The sequence below is a fragment of the Pseudomonas sp. LRP2-20 genome (assembly GCF_024349685.1).
Lineage (GTDB): Bacteria > Pseudomonadota > Gammaproteobacteria > Pseudomonadales > Pseudomonadaceae > Aquipseudomonas.
In genome coordinates this window covers 1,137,935-1,154,510 of the sequence record NZ_AP025944.1, presented here as the reverse complement: position 1 = coordinate 1,154,510, position 16,576 = coordinate 1,137,935, and the positions used below count along the sequence as shown (strand labels likewise).

Annotated in this window: 14 protein-coding genes; 1 reads left to right on the top strand and 13 read right to left on the bottom strand. The window is 64.4% G+C overall.

The window, feature by feature from the left end; all coding sequences use genetic code 11:
- Together pgl and zwf are read right to left on the bottom strand one after the other, a co-directional pair.
- Positions 1 to 714 (bottom strand): 6-phosphogluconolactonase, encoded by a 714-nt coding sequence (gene pgl, locus OCX61_RS05005; protein WP_261942853.1) that lies wholly within the window; start codon positions 712 to 714, stop codon positions 1 to 3.
- Entirely contained in the window at positions 701 to 2,170 is a 1,470-nt protein-coding gene (gene zwf, locus OCX61_RS05000; protein ID WP_261942852.1) for a glucose-6-phosphate dehydrogenase, read from the bottom strand. The genes pgl and zwf overlap by 14 nt, the downstream gene beginning before the upstream one ends.
- 211 nt (positions 2,171 to 2,381) lie before the next feature.
- Between zwf and hexR the strand changes: the two genes are divergently transcribed.
- A complete protein-coding gene (gene hexR / locus OCX61_RS04995) occupies positions 2,382 to 3,245 on the top strand; it encodes a DNA-binding transcriptional regulator HexR (RefSeq protein ID WP_177326722.1) in 864 nt (287 codons plus the stop codon).
- Here hexR and OCX61_RS04990 read toward each other — a convergent pair.
- The 11 genes from OCX61_RS04990 to edd form a co-directional block, all read right to left on the bottom strand.
- Positions 3,238 to 4,092 (bottom strand): D-hexose-6-phosphate mutarotase, encoded by an 855-nt coding sequence (locus OCX61_RS04990; RefSeq protein WP_261942851.1) that lies wholly within the window; start codon positions 4,090 to 4,092, stop codon positions 3,238 to 3,240. The genes hexR and OCX61_RS04990 overlap by 8 nt on opposite strands.
- 117 nt (positions 4,093 to 4,209) lie before the next feature.
- Positions 4,210 to 5,553 (bottom strand): carbohydrate porin, encoded by a 1,344-nt coding sequence (locus OCX61_RS04985; RefSeq protein WP_261942850.1) that lies wholly within the window; start codon positions 5,551 to 5,553, stop codon positions 4,210 to 4,212.
- A gap of 41 nt (positions 5,554 to 5,594) precedes the next feature.
- Positions 5,595 to 6,749 carry an ABC transporter ATP-binding protein gene (locus OCX61_RS04980; RefSeq protein ID WP_261942849.1) on the bottom strand — a complete coding sequence of 385 codons (1,155 nt, stop codon included), beginning with the start codon at positions 6,747 to 6,749 and terminating at the stop codon, positions 5,595 to 5,597.
- Positions 6,750 to 6,752: 3 nt separating this feature from the next.
- A complete protein-coding gene (locus OCX61_RS04975; protein WP_261942848.1) occupies positions 6,753 to 7,598 on the bottom strand; it encodes a carbohydrate ABC transporter permease in 846 nt (281 codons plus the stop codon).
- Positions 7,591 to 8,499 (bottom strand): carbohydrate ABC transporter permease, encoded by a 909-nt coding sequence (locus OCX61_RS04970; protein ID WP_261942847.1) that lies wholly within the window; start codon positions 8,497 to 8,499, stop codon positions 7,591 to 7,593. Before OCX61_RS04970 ends, OCX61_RS04975 begins: the two co-directional genes overlap by 8 nt.
- Positions 8,500 to 8,640: 141 nt before the next feature.
- Positions 8,641 to 9,927, bottom strand: a complete 1,287-nt coding sequence (locus tag OCX61_RS04965; protein ID WP_261942846.1) for an ABC transporter substrate-binding protein — start codon at positions 9,925 to 9,927, stop codon at positions 8,641 to 8,643.
- Between the two features lie 104 nt (positions 9,928 to 10,031).
- A complete protein-coding gene (locus OCX61_RS04960; RefSeq protein ID WP_261942845.1) occupies positions 10,032 to 11,282 on the bottom strand; it encodes a D-mannose isomerase in 1,251 nt (416 codons plus the stop codon).
- A 101-nt stretch (positions 11,283 to 11,383) separates the two neighbouring features.
- Complete coding sequence (locus OCX61_RS04955) at positions 11,384 to 12,838, bottom strand: ATP-binding protein (RefSeq protein WP_261942844.1); 1,455 nt, start codon at positions 12,836 to 12,838, stop codon at positions 11,384 to 11,386.
- The gene (gene gltR, locus OCX61_RS04950) at positions 12,819 to 13,544 is read right to left on the bottom strand and encodes a two-component system response regulator GltR (RefSeq protein WP_261942843.1); all 726 of its coding nucleotides are present in this window, start codon (positions 13,542 to 13,544) and stop codon (positions 12,819 to 12,821) included. The genes OCX61_RS04955 and gltR overlap by 20 nt, the downstream gene beginning before the upstream one ends.
- A 67-nt stretch (positions 13,545 to 13,611) precedes the next feature.
- Positions 13,612 to 14,571 (bottom strand): glucokinase, encoded by a 960-nt coding sequence (locus OCX61_RS04945; protein ID WP_261942842.1) that lies wholly within the window; start codon positions 14,569 to 14,571, stop codon positions 13,612 to 13,614.
- Positions 14,568 to 16,394, bottom strand: coding sequence for a phosphogluconate dehydratase (gene edd / locus OCX61_RS04940; RefSeq protein ID WP_261942841.1), 1,827 nt, complete (start codon positions 16,392 to 16,394; stop codon positions 14,568 to 14,570). Before edd ends, OCX61_RS04945 begins: the two co-directional genes overlap by 4 nt.
- Positions 16,395 to 16,576 lie beyond the last annotated feature (182 nt).

The window sequence follows — 16,576 nt, the reverse complement described above, 5'->3', positions numbered from 1 at the left end:
TCATGGGCACCAGTAGATGTCCAGGGGGTCGTGAAGAAAGGCGCGAATCGGCATTTCGGAAAGGTCGTTGCCCGCCAGCGCGGCGCGCAGGGTAGCGAGTTTGCCCGGGCCTTGCACGGACAGCGCGATGAACGCTGCACTGGCCAGCAGTGGGCGGGTCATCGACAGGCGCTGGTGCGGCACACTCGGGGCCAGCATCGGCAGGCATCGGCGCTTGCTGCTCGGGTCCAGCCCTTCGACGAGGTTGGGGCTATTGGGGAACAGCGAGGCGGTATGGCCATCGTCGCCCATGCCCAGCACCAGTACGTCGATTGGCGGTAGCTCTGCCAACGCTTGATCGGCAATGGCTGCAGCCGCATCGAGGTTTTCGGCCTGCTGATAGAGCCCGACGAAGCGGGCCTTGGCGGCAGGCCCCTTGAACAAGTGGCGAGCCAGCAACCCGGCATTGCTGTCGGCGTGCTCCACCGGCACCCAGCGCTCGTCGGCCAGGCTGACGGTAATCTTGGTCCAGTCCAACTGTTCGCTGGCCAGCTGCTCGAGGAACGGCACCGGGCTGCGGCCGCCAGACAGCACCACGCTGGCCTGGCCCTTGGCAGCAATGGCTGCACGCAGGCGCTCGGCCACGTCGCGGGCCAGAGTTGCGGCCAGTGTCCTGGCATCCGCCAGGTCGTGCACCTGCACGGCCGCCGGCAGCTTCAAATCAGATATCGCCATACCACGCCCTCCCATCGCGCGTGATCAATGCAATCGAGCTCATCGGCCCCCAGGAGCCCGCCGCGTAAGGCTTGGGCGCATCGCCCGCGTTACGCCAGCCGGCGATCAACTGGTCACACCATTTCCAGGCGTACTCGATCTCGTCCTTGCGCACGAACAGGTTCTGGTTGCCGCGCATCACCTCAAGCAGCAAGCGCTCGTAGGCATCCGGAATCCGCGCACTGCGCCAGGTGTCGGAAAAATTCAGCTGCAGCGGGCCACTGCGCAGCTGCATGCCCTTGTCCAGGCCCTGCTCCTTGGTCATCACCCGCAAGGATATGCCTTCGTCCGGTTGCAGGCGGATGATCAGCTTGTTACCGATCTGCAAACGCTGTTCCGGGGCGAAGATGTAGTGCGGCGTTTCCTTGAAGTGGATGACGATCTGCGACAGCTTCTGCGGCATGCGTTTACCGGTACGCAGGTAGAACGGCACGCCCGACCAGCGCCAGTTGCGAATATCGGCGCGCAGGGCAACGAAGGTTTCGGTGTCGCTCTGGGCGTTGGAATTGTCTTCTTCCAGGTAACCGGGCACTGGCTTGCCGTCGCTGTAGCCGGCGATGTACTGGCCACGCACCACACGGGTGCTCAAGCCTTCGCCGGTGATCGGTGCCAGTGCCTTGAGCACCTTGACCTTCTCGTCACGGATGCTGTCGGCCGACAGATCGCTGGGCGGGTCCATGGCGATCAGGCAGAGCAGCTGCAGCAGGTGGTTCTGGATCATGTCACGCAGCTGGCCGGCCTTGTCGAAGTAGCCCCAGCGGCCCTCGATGCCGACCTTCTCTGCCACGGTGATCTCCACGTGGGAGATGGAATTCTGGTTCCATTGGGTTTCGAACAGGCTGTTGGCAAAGCGCAGGGCGATCAGGTTCTGCACCGTTTCCTTGCCCAGGTAATGGTCGATGCGATAGACCCGGCTCTCCGGGAAGAAGCGCGCCACGGCATCGTTGACCCGCCGCGACGACTCCAGATCATGGCCGATGGGCTTTTCCAGCACCACCCGGGTGCGCGCAGCCAGGCCAGCCTTGTCGAGGTTTTCGCAGATAGCGCCGTAGACGGCCGCCGCCGTGGCAAAGTAGGCGATCAGCGGCTGGTCGCCAGTCAGTTGTTCGGCCAGGGCCTGGTAGCCCTCGGGCTGCAGGAAATCCAGGTGCTGGTAGCGCAGGCGGCCGAGGAAACGCCCCAGCGCGGCGGGCTCGATGTCAGCCTCGGCCACATGCCGGCGCAGGTGCGCTTCGATGGTGTTCAGGTGATCCTCGGCGCTGCCGGCCTCGCGGGCCAGCGCCAGCAGGCGGGTGTCGGCGTGCAGTAGGTTGGCACGGTCGAGCTGGTAGAGCGCAGGAAACAACTTGCGCAATGCCAGGTCGCCAAGGGCGCCAAACAGGGCAAAGGTGCAAGGTTCGACACTGATCGCAGCCATGATGTTGGTTCTTTCCTAAAGTTGGTCTAGGAATACCGCTTTCACACACGGTTTTCAAGGGATAATGTAGTAAAAACCACAACATTACACACAAGCGTTACAGACAAGTGGTACGTCAACCGCACCGACAGTACGATAGACGACCGTGCAAAAAGCCTGCTGCTCCCACAGCCGGCTGTCTTCCCGACCCAAGGACACACCCATGGACCGCGTGCGAAACCTCCTGGAACAGATCCAGGGACGCCTCGACGAGCTGAACAAGGCCGAACGCAAAGTCGCCGAAGTCATCCTGCTCAACCCGCAACAAGCCACCCGCTTCAGCATCGCCGCGTTGGCCCAGGCAGCCAAGGTCAGCGAACCGACCGTCAACCGCTTCTGCCGTTCGTTCGGCGTCAGCGGCTACCCGGAACTCAAGCTGCAGCTGGCGCAGAGCCTGGCCAGCGGCGCCGCTTACGTCAGCCGCGCGGTGGAAGCCGACGACGACCCGGCAGCCTACACCCAGAAAATCTTCGGCAGCGCCATCGCCTCGCTCGACAGCGCCTGCCAGCAACTCGACCCGCAACAGGTCAGCCGCGCCGTGGACATGATGATCCAGGCCCGGCAGATCCACTTCTTCGGCCTCGGCGCCTCGGCCCCGGTAGCCCTTGATGCCCAGCACAAGTTCTTCCGCTTCAACCTCGCGGTGTCGGCCCATGCCGACGTGCTGATGCAGCGCATGCTGGCCTCGGTGGCACACACCGGTGACCTGTTCGTGATCATTTCCTACACCGGCCGCACCCGCGAACTGGTCGAAGTGGCGCGCCTGGCCCGGGAAAACGGTGCCTCGGTGCTCGGCCTGACCGCAGCCGGTTCGCCGTTGGCCCAGGCCTGCAGCCTGAGCCTGCACATCCCGCTGCCGGAAGACACCGACATCTACATGCCGATGACTTCGCGGATCATCCAGCTGACCGTGCTCGACGTACTGGCCACCGGCATGACCCTGCGCCGTGGCGTGGACTTCCAGCCGCACCTGCGCAAGATCAAGGAAAGCCTCAACGCCAGTCGCTACCCGATCGAGGACGACGAGCTCAACTGAGCCGGTGCGCCTGCAGCCGCAGGTGCGCACGCTGCCCCGGCGCCAGGCTCAGGCCCTGGCCACTGCCACTGGCCGCCTCGACGCAGACGAAACCCTGGCATTCACGGCCGCTGACGCCCATCAGCGGCCGATTGCCCGGATGCCAGACGACGGTGTCGTCGCTGTCGCCAGTGTCGATGCACAATTCCCGCTCCCAGGCCGGGTCCTGCAACTGCACCCGTGGCGTGCCCGGGTAGACCTTCTGGCAGCCACCCTTGAGCTTGAGCGCACCGTCTTCACGGCAGGCCTGACGGCTCAGGCGGTCATAGCCTTCGATATCCTCAAGCCCGGACAGCGCTATCTCGGACACGTCACTGATACGCCAGTAAGCCAGCAGCGCATGGCTCAGCTGGCAGGGCTCGCTGTCCTGGTGCTCGGTGCTCAGGCTCAATTCCATGCGGCTGCCTAGCCTGGCGTGCAGGTCAACCTGCCAGTCGCACAGGTCCAGCCGCCACTTCAGGCTCACACCCTCCTCGTCTTCGCGGCTGTCCACCAGCTTCCAGTCCAGCAAGCGCGCCCAACCATGGGCGGGCCACAGGTCTTCACTGGGATGGCGACCATACCAGGGCCAGCACACCGGCACACCTCCGCGAATGGCGCCCACTTGCGGCCATTGCTCGGCGCACCACAGCCAAGGCCGTTCCCCCGCCGGCTGAAAGTGCAGCAGTTGCGCGCCCTGGCGGCTGAACACCGCCTGGCAACGGGGATGGTCAATGATCAGCACATCGCGCTGCTGGTAACGCTCCCACTCGAATGTCGGCCGGGGCCGCTGCGAGGAAAAGAAGCGATGTAGCGGATGTTCAGGCATGGTTCCAAGCTCTTGTTGTTTGAGATAGCGCTGTCTCGGCCCAGCCCCGACAGCCACTGCAAGCCAGTGGGTGCCGGGAGCCGAATTTGGATTGGCGTAAATTTACAACAAGTAGGCTCAGAAAGACGACTGAATCTTCAAACCTGCGACCAGCGCGTTGTCCACTTCATCCACACCGCCCGGGCTCTTGATGTACTGCAGGTTGGGCCGCACGGTCAGCCAGTTGGTGACGTGGAAGCCGTAGTAGAGCTCGGCGTTGTACTCGGTGCGTTGCAGCGGCACGAAGCCCGGGTTGTCGTAGTCGTCGATGCCGCTCTGGGCATTGAGCAACTCGGCGCGCTTCTTCACGTCATCGTTCACGTGGATGCGGGCTACGCCAAAGCCGATGTCGTCCTTGGGCCGGGCATCGAAGGCGCCTTTGTAGACCAGGCCGACCTGCTGGTAGTTGTCGACCACGTTGGTGGCTTTGTCGTGCACGGTGAAGTTGGCGAACAGGCTCAGGCCGCGATTGATGTCGCCGCCATGGGCGGTAACCTGCTGCTGCGCCACCACCCACCAGCCGTGCTTGCTCGAGTGCGACTTGAAGGCCTCGCCGGTGAGCGCCTGCGGGTTGCCGTTGAGGTCTTCGAACACATCATCGGCCTTGGCCGTGCTGTAGTAATAACCCAGGCGGTACTCACCCGGCAGGTCATTGACCTTGGGCGACCAGACCATCTCCACCGGCAGGATCGCGCCCTTGGTGCCGCTGCCGCTGAGCTTGAAGCCATTGCCGGTCTCCAGGTTCGACGGGTTCTGCTCGTAGGCTCCGACCTGGACGAAGAACTCCGGGGTGATGTTGTACTTGACCCGCAGCGCCCACTGGCTGACCGGCCAGTTATACCAGATGCCGCCGACCCAGTTGCCCACCTGCGAGCCGCAGAAAGCCAGGTTCTGGAAGTCGCAGGGGAAGCTGTTGAAGTCCTCGCCCTCACCGAAACGGCCGACTTTCACGTCCAGCGCACCGTCGAAGTACTTCTGCTTGACCCACATCTGCGTCAGGCGCCAGGTCTGGCCGCGGCCCCACACTTCCTGCACCGAACTGAACTGCCCGGCGCGCGGGTCACTGATGCGGTCGTTGGACAGGTTGCGGCCACTGCGCTCGGTAATCGCCAGCTTGAACTCGGCATCGTGCCAACCGAGGATCTTCTGCAGGTCCAGGTGCGCACCGAGGGCGAACTGGTCACTGTAGCGTGCAGTCTTGTCGTCGTTGTAGCCGCCATGCAGGTTACCGGCGACCTCGCCGACGTAGTCGAGGGTGAAGTCATAGCCTTTGTCCAGCAGCTCGGTGCGGGTGCCGCCCCAGTCGCCGGTCATCCATTTCGATTCGCTGGAAAATGCCTCGGCAGCCTGCACGCCGCTGCTGCCAACCACGGCGAGCAGGGCCAGTGAACCCAAGGTCCTGATGCGATTGCGCTGTTCCATCCCTTTGCGTCCTCTTTTTTCTTATTGGTGGTGTAGACGAATCAGCGGCCCTTGAAGTGAGCCACATTGTCCTTTACCGCGGTAATGCTGCTGGCCAGGTGCAGACGTTCGCCGCTGTCGGCGTCGAACAGCAGCACCCGCGCCGGGTCGAACTGCAGGTTCAGGCTATCGCCCACCCGACAGGCGACATCTGGCGCCAGGCGGCAGCAGACCTTGGTCTGGTTGAGGGTGACGAACACCAGCAAGTCTGGCCCGGTGGGCTCGGTCACCTGCACTTCGGCGCGGATACCCGGCAGGCCGTTGCCCTCGCCTGCGCCCAGGGCGATCTGTTCGGGGCGGATGCCGAGGATGATCTCGCGGCCTTCGAGGTCATCGTTGGCCGGCCCCAACGGCAATTCGCAGCGCGCCTGGCCACTGTCGAGCAGCGCCAGCAGGCGCCCGTCCTGCTTAGCCAGGCGCACCGGAATGAAATTCATCGGCGGCGAGCCGATGAAGCTGGCGACGAACTGGTTGGCCGGGTCGTTGTAGATCTGTTGCGGGGTGCCGAACTGCTGGATGATGCCATCCTTCATCACCGCCACCTTGTCGCCCAGGGTCATGGCCTCGATCTGGTCGTGGGTGACATACACCGTGGTGGTCTTCAGGCGCTGGTGCATCAGTTTCATTTCGGTGCGCATCTCGACCCGCAGCTTGGCGTCGAGGTTGGACAGCGGCTCGTCGAACAGGTAGATCTTCGGCCGCCGCGCCAGCGCCCGGCCCATGGCCACACGCTGTTGCTGGCCACCGGACAGCTGCGCCGGCTTGCGCGCGAGCAAGTGCTCGATCTGCAGCAACTTGGCCACCCGCGCCACTTCTTCATCGATGGCCGCCTGCGGCATCTTGCGGATCTTCAGGCCGAACTCGATGTTCTCGCGCACGCTCATGGTCGGGTACAGCGCATAGGACTGGAACACCATGGCGATGTCGCGGTCCTTGGGGCTCATGCCGCTGACGTCCTGGTCGTCGATGAGGATCGCGCCGCCGGTGATGTTCTCAAGCCCGGCGATGCAGTTCATCAGGGTCGACTTGCCGCAGCCCGAGGGGCCGACCAGGATCAGGAACTCGCCGTCCCTGATCGACAGCTGGATGTCCTTGAGGGTGTCCGGCAGGCCGCTGCCGTAGGTCTTGTTCACATTGCGAAGTTCGAGCGTTGCCATGACTTACCCCTTGACCGCACCGGCCGTGAGCCCGCGGACGAAATATTTGCCTGCCACCACGTAGACCAGCAGGGTTGGCAGGCCGGCGATCATCGCCGCCGCCATGTCGACGTTGTATTCCTTGGCCCCGGTGCTGGTGTTGACCAGGTTGTTCAGGGCCACGGTGATCGGTTGCGAGTCGCCGCTGGAGAACACCACGCCAAACAGGAAGTCGTTCCAGATCTGGGTGAACTGCCAGATCAGGCAGACCATGATGATCGGTGTCGACATCGGCAGGATGATGCGGCGGAAGATGGTGAAGAAGCCGGCGCCATCCAGGCGCGCGGCCTTGACCAGGGCATCGGGAATGCTCACGTAGAAGTTGCGGAAGAACAGCGTGGTGAAGGCCAGGCCGTAGACCACGTGCACCAGCACCAGGCCGCTGGTGGTGCTGGCCAGGCCCAGCTTGCCGAGGGTGAACGACGCCGGCAGCAGCACGGTCTGGAACGGCAGGAAGCAACCGAACAGCAGCAGGCCGAAGAACAGTTGCGAGCCGCGGAAGCGCCACATCGACAGCACGTAGCCGTTAAGCGCACCGATGGCGGTGGAGATCAGCACCGCAGGCACGGTGATCATGATCGAGTTCCAGAAGTAGCCGCTGACCGTGCCCCAGGCCTTGACCCAGCCGATGCCGGTGACCACGGTTGGCCAGCTCAGCAGGTTGCCGGTGCTGATGTCTTCCGGGGACTTGAAGCTGGTCAGCAGCATCACCACCAGGGGCACCAGATACAGCAGGACGGCGAACAGCAGCACGGCATGGATGGCGACCCGGCTGAGGCTCAGTGCCGGTCTGTCAGTTGGACTATGCATGGCGCTTGCTCCGCAGCTCCGAGTACAGGTACGGCACGAGGATCGCCAGGATCGCCCCGAGCATGAGGATGGCGCTGGCCGAGCCCATGCCCATCTGGCCGCGGCTGAAGGTGAAGGAGTACATGAACATCGCCGGCAGGTCGGAGGAGTAGCCCGGGCCGCCGGCAGTCATCGCCGCCACCAGGTCAAAGCTCTTGATGGCAATGTGCGCCAGGATCATCAGCGAGCTGAAGAACACCGGCCGCAGGCTGGGCAGCACCACGGTCCAGTAGATGCGCGGCAGGCTGGCACCGTCGATTTGCGCGGCACGGATGATCGATTGGTCGACACCACGCAAGCCGGCGAGGAACATCGCCATGATGAAGCCCGAGGCCTGCCACACGGCGGCGATCACCAGGCAGTACACCACCCGGTCAGGGTCGATCAGCCAGTCCAGGCGAAAGCCCTCCCAGCCCCAGTCGCGCAGCAGCTTGTCCAGACCCATGCCGGGGTTGAGCAGCCATTTCCAGGCGGTGCCGGTGACGATCATCGACAGCGCCATGGGGTACAGGTAAATGGTGCGGATGAAGCCTTCGCGGCGGATGCGCTGGTCCAGCAGCACCGCCAGCAGCACACCAATGGCCAGGCTGATGGCGATGAACAGGCCGCCGAACAGCATCAGGTTCTTGCTCGCCACCCACCAGCGGTCGTTGTCGAACAGCCGGGCGTATTGCGCCAGGCCGGCCCACTTGTAGGTCGGCAGGAAGGTCGAGGTGGTGAAGGACAGGACGAAGGTCCAGAGGATGTAGCCATAGAAGCCCACCAGGACGATGAACATGCTTGGCGCCAGTACCAGCTTCGGAAGCCAGCGCTGCAGCGCGTCCAGGGGGGAGACCCGCAATTGGGCGGTCAGTGTAGTCATGTTAGCCACCAGGTTAGAGTCAACACATCACCTGTGGGAGCGGGTTTACCCGCGAACACCGGCATAGCCGGTGCCCGGCACCGCGATGTGCTCTTCGCGGGTAGACCCGCTCCCACAGGGATTTCGCCAGCCTCGAGATGGCTACTTGGCAGCCTTGATCGCCGCCGCCAGCTTCTTCGCCGCATCGGCCGGGTCGGCCTTGGGGTCGTTGATGTAGTTGGTCACCACATCGAAGAATGCGCCTTGCACGGCCAGCGTGGTGGCCATGTTGTGCGCCATGCTCGGCTGCAGGCCGCCGCTCTTGGCGTCGGCGAGGAAGTCCTTGGCGGAGGTCTGGGCGCAGGCATCGAAACCGTACTTGCCCATGTCGGCGAGCATGTCGTTGCGCACCGGGATCGAGCCCTTGTTGATGCTGAAGACCTTCTGGAAGTTATCGCCAAGCACCTTGCGAGCGATGTCCTGCTGGCCGGCAGCTGTGCCCTTGTCGTTCTGCTTGAACACCACCAGCGAGTCGATGTTGTAGAGGAACGCCTTTTCAGTGCCGGGGAACGGCACGCACTGGTAGTCCTTGCCGGCGGTCTTCTTGGCCAGCGTCCACTCGCTCTTGGCCCAGTCACCCATGATCTGCATGCCGGCCTTGCCGTTGATGACCTTGGCCGCCTCCAGGTTCCAGTCCTGGCCCTTGCCGTCCGGGTCCATGTAGGTGGCGACCTTCTTCAGCTCGGTGAGCGCCTTGACCATCTCGGGCCCGGTCAGCGCCGATTCGTCCAGGTCGACCATGGCTTTCTTGTAGCCCTCTGACCCCATCACAGCCAGCACCACGCTTTCGAACACCGTGCTGTCCTGCCAGGGCTGGCCGCCGTGGGCGAGCGGGATGAAACCGGCGGCCTTGAGCTTGTCGGCCGCGGCGTAGAATTCGTCGAGGGTGGTCGGCGCCTTGTCGATGCCAGCCTTCTTGAAGACCTCCGGATTGATCCACAGCCAGTTGATGCGGTGGATGTTGACCGGTACGGCGACATAGTCACCGTCGTACTTAACGGTGTCGGCGACCTTCTTGTCGAGCAGCGAGTCCCACTTTTCGTCCTTGGCAACGTCCTTGAGCACATTGGTATCGAGCAGGCCGGTGGCAGCCCAGTCCTGGATGTCCGGCCCCTTGATCTGCGCGACGCCCGGCGGATTGCCCGCCACTGCGCGGCTCTTGAGCACGGTCATGGCCGTAGCACCACCGCCACCGGCGACAGCGCCGTCCTTCCAGGTGAAGCCATCCTTCTCGACCTGATCCTTGAGCACATCCACAGCAGCTTTTTCACCACCGGAGGTCCACCAGTGCACCACTTCGACGCTGCCTTTGGATTCGGCGGCGCAGACACTGAGCGGCAAGAGCGAGGCGAGGGAGATCGCGGCGGCGAGGCGGAGAGTCGAAGTCATCGGAATACCTTTCTTGTTGTTATGCCGGGCAAGTCGGTCGCTTGCATTGCATGGAGTCTAATCAGCGTGCCCGCTTCGCCAGGTAACGAAGCGATGCGCGAATGTCATCGTTTGGTTACATGACCTGAAACGGCAGTTGCCAGGCTCGGCGCCAACGGCAACCCCGGCAACAGTACCGCCTGATAGGCGTGATAGAGGTCCGGCTTGCCCGCCCAGATGGTCGCGGCAGGCCGGTTGCCCGGGTCAAGTTCGTGATGCCAGCTGCCGGCCGCTCGGTCGATGAAATGGCAGTCGATGAAATCCCAGAAGCAGCGGTACCAGCGCTCATACTGCGCCTCGCCGGTACGGCGCAGCAGGGCTGCCGCACTGGCGCAGGCTTCGGCATGCACCCAGTGCAGGCGCTCGCGCACCACCGGGCGGTTGTCCCAGTCCAGGGTGTAGACGATGCCCTTGCTGCCATCGACGTTCCAGGCATCACGGCAGGCGCTGTCGAACAGGCCACGGGCACAGCCCAGCAACCAGTCCGGTGCATGCAGCCCGGCCAGATCGCGAGCCGCTTCCAGATGCAGCAGCAGCCGCGCCCATTCGAATGCATGGCCAGGCGTGGTGCCATAAGGCCGAAAGTGGTTGGCGGGATCCTCGCGGTTGTAGTGCGGCAGCGGCTGCCAGTGCGCGTCGAAATGCTCGACCACCCGAAAGCCGTTGGCGGCGGCATGGGTGTGGATGATGCGCTGGGCGATACGCAGGGCGCGATCGAGCCACAGCGTATCGCCGGTGACATCGGCCAGCGCCAGGAATGCCTCGGTGGCGTGCATGTTGCTGTTGGCCCCGCGATAGGCCTGCGCCTGCTGCCAGTCGCTGGAAAACGACTCGCGCAGGGCGCCCTGCTCCTCGCTCCAGAACCGCGCTTCGAGGGTATGGATGGCATCCACCAGCAAGCCCTGAGCACCCATGGCACCCGCGACCACCGCAGAGCTTGCGGCCAACGCGACGAAGGCATGCAGGTAGGCAGCCTTGGCGCTGTCGCCCTGCCCTGGCGGGTGAGCGAACCAGCCGCCGTGGCGAGCATCGTGCAAGGCACCGCGCAGGGCGCTGACGCCATGCTCGACCAATGGCAGGCAGCCGGGCACACCCTGAAGATGAGCCAGGGCGAAGCTGTGGGTCATGCGCGTGGTCTGCAGGGTTTCGCTGCCAGCAGCGGACGGCAGGCAACCTTGTGCATCGAGGCAGCCGAAGCCCTCAGGCAACTGCGAAGCCCTGGCAAACGCCAGCAGGCGTTGCCCTTCAGCCTGCAGCCAGGCGGCATGTACGGTTGAACCCAGCCAACTGCCGGGGGCCAGATCAGGAGTATTCATGGGCCAGCGCGTTCCTTGCGTGTCGTCGGTGAAGTCTAGCCAGCCGTCCTGACTGGTATGTCACGAAGGGGGACGGATGTGTCACCAATCTGTGACACGGATCAATCCACGCCTCTTGGTAGATAGAGCGTCACCCGCAAGCCACCTTCGCGCAGGTTGAGCAGGCTCACTTCGCCGCCATGGCTATGGGCGATGTTGCGCGCGATACCCAGGCCCAGGCCATAGCCCTGCTGCTTGCCGGCCAGGCGAAAATGCGGCTCGAACACCTGCTCCATCTGCTGTTGCGGCACGCCGGGGCCCTGGTCATCCACCTGCAGGACAAAGCCCTCGGCATTGTCGATGATCCGCAGGTGTGCCCGCTCGCCATACTTGATGGCATTGTCGATCAGGTTGCCGATGCAGCGGCGCAGGGCCAGCGGCTTGCCCGGGTACGGCGACAGGGCTCGCCCTTCGACGGTAATACGGCCGTCACCCAGATAGGGCTCGGCGAGAATCTCCAGCACCTGGTTGAGGTCGATCGGCTCGATGTTCTCGTGGATGTCGGTGTCCTTGACGCATTGCAGTGCCCCTTTGACCAGCAGCTCCAGCTCGTCGAGGTCCTGGCTGAACTTGGCCTGCAGGCGCTCGTCCTCGAGCAGTTCCACGCGCAGGCGCAAGCGCGTGATCGGTGTGCGCAGGTCGTGGGAAATGGCGCTGAACAACTGGGAACGCTCGGTCAGGTAACGGCTGATGCGCTCGCGCATGCTGTTGAACGCCCGCCCCACTTCGACCACCTCGCTGCCGCCGCCCTCGGCCACCGGCGCCACATCCGCGCCCAATGACAGCTCACGCGCGGCGCGGGCCAGGCGCTTGAGCGGCCAGCTCTGCCAGTGCACCAGCAAGCCGATGAACAACAGCAGCAAGGCCGTGGTGAGGACAATGAAGCCGATCTGCTGGCGCGGCAGGCGTTCGCTTTCGAGGCTGGTGTAAGGCTCGGGCAGCAAGGATGCGATGTACAGCCACTCGCCCTGGTCCAGGCGGATCTGGGTCACCAGCACTGGCGGGTTGAGCGGCTCCAGGGTCAGCGAGTAATGCGCCCACGAGCGCGGCAGCTCATCGAGCTTCAGGCCGCTGTTGAAGATGCGCAGGTCATCGGGGGCGACGAATTCGACGGAGATTTCCATCTGCTCCCCCAGGCGTTCGTGCAGCACCTGCTGGAACACGTCGATCACCGCCTGCTTGCGTGGCGTGATGGGCAACACCGGCATGTCCAGCGGCTTGTCGTTGAGCGACACGAAGAAGCGCGTGCCACCCATGCTGCGCAATTGATCGAGCACCATCGGCCGATAGGCCACCGGCAACGAGCGGAAGTAGCTGACGCTGGCGCTCATGGAATGGGCCAGGCTCCCGGCACTGGCGCGCAGCCCCTGCAACTGGCTGGCACGCAACTGGGCAACCCAGATCAGGCTCGACAGGCCCTGGGCCAGCAGCACCACGAACAGGGTCAGCAGCAGCATGCGCCCCAGCAGCGAGCGCGGCAGCAGGCGCCAGCGTCGCTCAGGAAGCGCAGCAGACATGGGCAGCCAGCAGGTAACCACTGCCACGCACGGTGCGGATCAGCCGCGGCGGCTTGTCGGTGTCGCGCAGGCGCTGGCGCAGGCGGCTGACCGCCATGTCGACGATGCGGTCCAGCGGCATCGGCTCGCGGCCACGGGTGGCGTTGCCGATGGTGTCGCGGTCGAGAATCTGTTGAGGGTGATCGAGAAACAGCTTGAGCAGGGCGAAGTCGGCCCCGGACAGAATCACCTCTTCACCATCGCGGTGGAACAGGCGGTGGCTGACGGTATCCAGACGCCAGTCATCGAAGGCCAGCACGGCACTGGCTGGCGCGGCCTGGCCGAACTCGCTGCGGCGCAACAGGGCCTTGATGCGCGCCTGCAGCTCACGCGGGCTGAACGGCTTGCCCAGGTAATCATCGGCCCCCAGTTCCAGGCCGATGACGCGGTCGGCTTCATCGGAGCTGGCGGTCAGCATGATGATCGGTACCCGCGACTGGCGCGGGTGCTGGCGCACCCAGCGGCACAGGCTGAAGCCGTCTTCGTCGGGGAGCATGACGTCGAGGATCACCAGGTCGCAGTGGGCGTTTTCCAAGGCGCGGCGAAAACCCTGGCCGTCGGCTTCGCCGTGGACCTGGAAGCCGGCGCGGCTCAGGTAGGTTTGCAGCAGTTCACGAATTTCCTGATCGTCGTCGACCATCAGGATCGATTTTCCGGCAGTGCTCAAGGTATCCCGCCCTCTTGTTGTCGCAGGTCTTTTCGCCTGCTGTCACGGTGCAGCCTGTTCGAGAGTATCAGTGATCCAGGGTTTGCTGCAGTGCCACCCCGGCACCGAGCAGGCCAGAGAATTCGGCAGTCACCAACCACACCGGCACGCCCGCGAAGTAGCCACTCATGCAGCCCTTGTCGGCAAAGCTGGCGGCAAAACCGCTGCGCAGGAACAGCTCGGCAAAACGCGGGATCACGCCACCGACAATGTACACCCCGCCGCGTGCGCCGAGGGTCAGCACATTGTTACCAGCCACGCGCCCGAGGAAGCGGCAGAACTGCTCGATGACGGCCAGCGCCCGTGGTTCGCCGCCCAGGGCCGCATCGGTGACCTGCGCCGGGGATGTGTGTCGGGGCGTGTCGCCGTCCAGCGCGCACATGGCCTGATACAAGCGCACCAGGCCACCACCACTGAGGACGGTCTCGGCGCTGACGTGGCCGATCTGGTCGTGCATCTGCTGATGGAGCGCCGCCTCGCGGGCATTGCCCACCGGCAGGTCGACATGCCCACCCTCACCCGGCAGCGCCAGCCAGTGCTGCTCGCCCAGGCGCAGCAGACTGCCAACGCCCAGGCCAGTACCCGGGCCGATCACCAGCGCGGGCCGCGTCGGGTCCGCCTGGCCTGCGCAGACCTCACGGTACTCGCCGGGTTGCAGCCGGGTCATGCCCAGGGCCTGGGCAGAAAAGTCGTTGATCAGCAGCAGCCGCTCGACCTGCAAGGTCTGGCAAAACGCCTTGTGGCTCAGCCGCCAGTGGTTGTTGGTGAAGCGGAACTCATCACCATTCACCGGCCCGGCCACCGCCAGGCACACAGCGGCAAGGCCGCCACGGGCGATACCCTGGCCTTGCAGGTAAGCCTCGATGGCCTGTTCCGGGCTGGTGTAATCCGCCGTGGCGAAGACCTGCACCTGGCACAGCTGGTTGTCACGCCACAACGCAAAACGGGCATTGGTGCCACCGATGTCGCCAACCAGCAGGTCCTTCATTTGAGGTTCTCCAGGGCCGAGGTGAAGGCGCTCGCACCCTGCTCTGCCGGGCTGAACGCCATGCGCATGAAGCCGAACAGTTCACGGCCGCAGCCCAGGTCGTTGCCCTGGGGCGCGGGCGGCAGCTCACGGCTGGCCAGCTCTTCTGCCGACACCATGACCCGCAGCGTGCCTTCGACGCCATCGACCCGCACGATATCACCATCACGCACGCGTGCCAGCGGCCCACCATCGAACGCTTCGGGGCAGACGTGGATGGCCGCCGGGATCTTGCCCGAAGCGCCTGACATGCGCCCGTCGGTCACCAGCGCCACCTTGTAGCCGCGGTCCTGCAGCACGCCGAGGAACGGCGTCAGCTTGTGCAGCTCGGGCATGCCGTTGCAGCGCGGGCCCTGGAAGCGCACCACGGCAACGAAATCGCACTCCAGCTCACCGGCCTTGAAGGCATCGGCCAGCGACTGCTGGTCATGGAACACCCGTGCCGGCGCCTCGACCACCTGGTGCTCAGGCGCTACCGCCGAGACCTTCATCACGCCACGGCCCAGGTTGCCTTCCATCACCCGCAGGCCGCCTTCGGCCGAGAATGGCCGCGCCACCGGGCGCAGGATGCTCTCGTCCAGGCTCTGCTGCGGCCCTTCGCGCCACACCAGCTTGCCGTTGTCGAGGAACGGCTCCTGGGTATAGCGGCGCAGGCCGTGGCCAGCCACGGTGTTGACGTCTTCGTGCAACAGCCCGGCATCGAGCAGTTCACGGATCAGGAAGGCCATGCCGCCAGCGGCCTGGAAGTGGTTGATGTCGGCCTTGCCATTGGGGTAGACGTGGGACAGGGTCGGCACCACTTCGGACAGGTCGGCCATGTCCTGCCAGGTCAGCTGGATGCCGGCCGCCTGGGCGATTGCCGGGATGTGCAGGGTGTGGTTGGTCGAGCCGCCGGTAGCGTGCAACGCCACGATGGAGTTGACCAGCGCCTTCTCGTCGACGATCTCGCCCAGCGGCATGAAGCTGCCACTGGCCTTGGTCATGCGCGTGACCTGCTGTGCTGCCTCGGCGGTCAGGGCATCGCGCAGCGGGGTGTAAGGGTTGACGAACGAGGCACCTGGCAGGTGCAGGCCCATGACTTCCATCACCAGCTGGTTGGTGTTGGCAGTGCCGTAGAACGTGCAGGTGCCGGGGCTGTGGTAGGACTTCATTTCCGACTCGAGCAGTTCCTCGCGGCTGGCCTTGCCTTCGGCATAGCGCTGGCGCACGTCGGCCTTCTGCTTGTTGGAAATGCCGGAAACCATCGGCCCGCCCGGAACGAAGATGGTCGGCAGATGGCCGAAGCGCAGCGCCCCCATCATCAGCCCGGGGACGATCTTGTCGCAGATGCCGAGCATCAACGCTGCGTCGAACATGTTGTGCGACAGCGCTACCGCCGTGGACATGGCGATCACTTCGCGGCTGGCGATAGCCAGTTCCATACCCGGCTCGCCTTGAGTCACGCCGTCGCACATGGCCGGCACGCCACCGGCGAACTGGCCGACCGAGCCGACCTCGCGCAGGGCCTGCTTGATCTGGTCAGGGAAATGCAGATACGGCTGGTGCGCCGAGAGCATGTCGTTGTAGGCCGAGACGATGGCGACGTTGGCCGCGTTCATCAAGCGCAGGGTCTGCTTGTCCTCGGCGCCGCAACCGGCCACACCGTGGGCGAAGTTGGCGCATTGCAGGCTGGCACGCATGGGGCCGTCACTGGCCGCGCCACGAATCAGCTGCAGGTAGCGTTCGCGGGTGGCACGGCTACGTTCGATCAGCCGTTGGGTGACCTCAAGGATGCGCGGATGCATGTACTGGACTCCAGGCTAATTGTAAGGGCGGTTTACCGGGCATTTCCCCTCCAAACGATTGCGGCCTAGGCTCATGGTAGAGGGGATCGCAACATCGGGGGAGGCATTGCGCCCAACCACTCGTTGTATGTTTAAACAAAATACTGCCATCAAAAAGGCTTGTTTTCTATCGGCCAGTGAAT